The sequence below is a fragment of the Sphaerospermopsis reniformis genome (genome assembly GCF_005402885.1).
In the GTDB taxonomy this organism is placed as follows: domain Bacteria; phylum Cyanobacteriota; class Cyanobacteriia; order Cyanobacteriales; family Nostocaceae; genus Sphaerospermopsis; species Sphaerospermopsis kisseleviana.
Genome location: NZ_BJCE01000449.1, coordinates 1 through 2,017 on the forward strand (window position 1 = coordinate 1; position 2,017 = coordinate 2,017).

The 2,017-nt window shown below is 32.9% G+C and carries 6 protein-coding genes; all 6 read left to right on the forward strand.

Translation table 11 applies throughout. The annotated features are described in order from the left end of the window. A partial coding sequence (locus tag FFR48_RS27535) for a tetratricopeptide repeat protein (RefSeq protein WP_137669540.1) occupies positions 1 to 320 on the forward strand: 320 nt, incomplete at its 5' end. Further along, entirely contained in the window at positions 310 to 555 is a 246-nt protein-coding gene (locus FFR48_RS27540) for an element excision factor XisH family protein (RefSeq protein ID WP_137669541.1), read from the forward strand. The genes FFR48_RS27535 and FFR48_RS27540, both read left to right, overlap by 11 nt. Next, positions 543 to 896 (forward strand): XisI protein, encoded by a 354-nt coding sequence (locus FFR48_RS27545; protein ID WP_137669542.1) that lies wholly within the window; start codon positions 543 to 545, stop codon positions 894 to 896. The genes FFR48_RS27540 and FFR48_RS27545 overlap by 13 nt, the downstream gene beginning before the upstream one ends. A 116-nt stretch (positions 897 to 1,012) precedes the next feature. Beyond that, positions 1,013 to 1,369, forward strand: a complete 357-nt coding sequence (locus FFR48_RS27550; protein ID WP_201277700.1) for a hypothetical protein — start codon at positions 1,013 to 1,015, stop codon at positions 1,367 to 1,369. Positions 1,370 to 1,455: 86 nt separating this feature from the next. Beyond that, a complete protein-coding gene (locus FFR48_RS27555; RefSeq protein ID WP_016953185.1) occupies positions 1,456 to 1,665 on the forward strand; it encodes a hypothetical protein in 210 nt (69 codons plus the stop codon). Positions 1,666 to 1,752: 87 nt separating this feature from the next. Beyond that, positions 1,753 to 1,923 (forward strand): type II toxin-antitoxin system HicB family antitoxin, encoded by a 171-nt coding sequence (locus FFR48_RS27560; protein WP_137669543.1) that lies wholly within the window; start codon positions 1,753 to 1,755, stop codon positions 1,921 to 1,923. Positions 1,924 to 2,017: the final 94 nt, after the last annotated feature.

The following is a 2,017-nucleotide window of genomic DNA, read 5'->3' on the forward strand; positions in this document are numbered from 1 at the left end:
AATTAGAAGATAAAGCTGGTGCGATCGCTGATTTCACTCAAGCTATCACCATTAATCCTCAATATGCCGATGCCTACAACAACCGGGGACTTGCTAAATCTAAATTAGGAGATAAAGATGGTGCAATAACTGATTATACTCAAGCTATCATAATTAATCCTCAAGATGCCAAAGCCTACGGTCGACGAGGGCTGATGTACTTATTAACAGGTAATAAACAACAAGCAATTAAAGATTTAGAAACTGCTAAACAACTATTTCAACAACAAGGTGATACACAAGGATCTCAACAAATACAAGAATTATTGAATAAATTATAGTTTTGTCAGCAAATCGCTGATGTATGATTTTCATAACGCCTTGGGACAATATATTGTATATCGGAATCTCATTCAACTTACAGCACCAGAATATAAACTCTATTTAGCTATTGATGATGTTGTCTATGAGAAATTTTTTCAACGCAAATCTGTACAAGCTGTAATTCAGGAAAATCATCTGCTGTTAATAGTTGTTAATACAGAAAAGGAGGAAATTCAAAAATGGATAAACTAGAACAATACCGGAATATTATCAAAAAAATATTAACTGAATATTACGAAATAAGCAATACTCGAATTTCAAAAAATAGTGAATTTGAAGTTAGTGAACGTTTAGCATTTGATGAAACTAGAGATCAATATATTTGGTTTCGTTTTGGTTGGGAAGATAAAAAACAAATACAGCATATCATCATTTATTTTACCATAAAAAATGGCAAAGTCTGGGTAGAAGAAGATACTACAGATTTATGTATAGTTGATGATTTACTATCAGCAGGAATACCGCAAAATGATATTGTTTTGGGTTTTCATCATCCCAGTAAAAGAGTTTTCACAGAGTTTGCTACAGCTTGAAATAATGATAATATTGTAGGGGTTTAGCAATGCTAAACCCTTACATTTGATGTGATAATACTAGAAAGTGCTATTTTTAATATAAAAAAGTAGTAATGAAATTACAAATATGAAACATGACTCTCATTTACCTAGACTATAACTGCTTTCAACGTGGTTTTGATGATCCAAGACAAATTAGAATCCAAATGGAGAGTGCAGCTTGTCAAGAAATATTCATTCAAGCTCAAACAGAAAAAATAACTCTTGCGTGGTCTTTTATACACGAAGACGAAACAAATTTATGCCCTTTTCTGGATCGTAAATATTCAGTTTTGGGTATGGTGAGTTTGTGTAAAATAAAAGTACCTCCAAAAACTGAAATAGCAGAACAAGCTCTTTTGTTCCAGCAGTTAGTTAATCTATCGAGTAAAGATGCTCTACACTTAGCTTGTGCGGTTTCTATTCAAGCCGATTTTTTTCTTAACTTGTGATGATAGTCTCAAGAAACAAGCTCAGAAATTAGAGTTAGCAATAGCCATCATGAACCCAATTGATTATATTAGGAATAACGAAAACTATGGAAATCAATAATATTATGGATGATACAGAAATAAAAATCAAAGGCATCAAAGCACTATATGAATCTCTTGGTTCAGCGGCAGCTATGCGTTTCTTAACATTGCTACATAAAACCCCTACTGATTATGTAGAAATCTCAAAAACGATATATCAAGATCAAAGTATTGAGGAAATTTTCGCTAGAGCAAAACAAAATTGGCAAGATTAATTATATCAATAGTTTGTAGGGGTTTAGCATTGCTAAACCCCTACATTTAATGTTAAAATAAACCTAAATGTAACCATAATAAAAACTATGAAAATTCGCAGTTTCACAGTCATAATTTACAAAGAAGATGATATGTATATCGCTGAATGTCCAGAAGTGGGTACAGTAGATCAAGGAGAAACAATAGAACAAGCAATAACAGGTTTAAAAGAAGCAACACGACTTTATTTAGGGGTTGCTGAGAAAGTCTTTCCGTGAGGGCATAGGAGTCAGGAGTCAGGAGTCAGGAGTCAGGAGGAGATTGGAAAATTTCTTTGCCATCTCTTGAAATCCCAAAAAATGCACACTTTTT

What these genes read in the sequence shown, in the direction of transcription:
- FFR48_RS27545 (WP_137669542.1), top strand. Translation starts at nt 543, where the DNA reads ATGGATAAACTAGAACAATACCGGAATATTATCAAAAAAATATTAACT.
- FFR48_RS27555 (WP_016953185.1), top strand. Translation starts at nt 1,456, where the DNA reads ATGGAAATCAATAATATTATGGATGATACAGAAATAAAAATCAAAGGC.
- FFR48_RS27550 (WP_201277700.1), top strand. Translation starts at nt 1,013, where the DNA reads ATGACTCTCATTTACCTAGACTATAACTGCTTTCAACGTGGTTTTGAT.
- FFR48_RS27560 (WP_137669543.1), top strand. Translation starts at nt 1,753, where the DNA reads ATGAAAATTCGCAGTTTCACAGTCATAATTTACAAAGAAGATGATATG.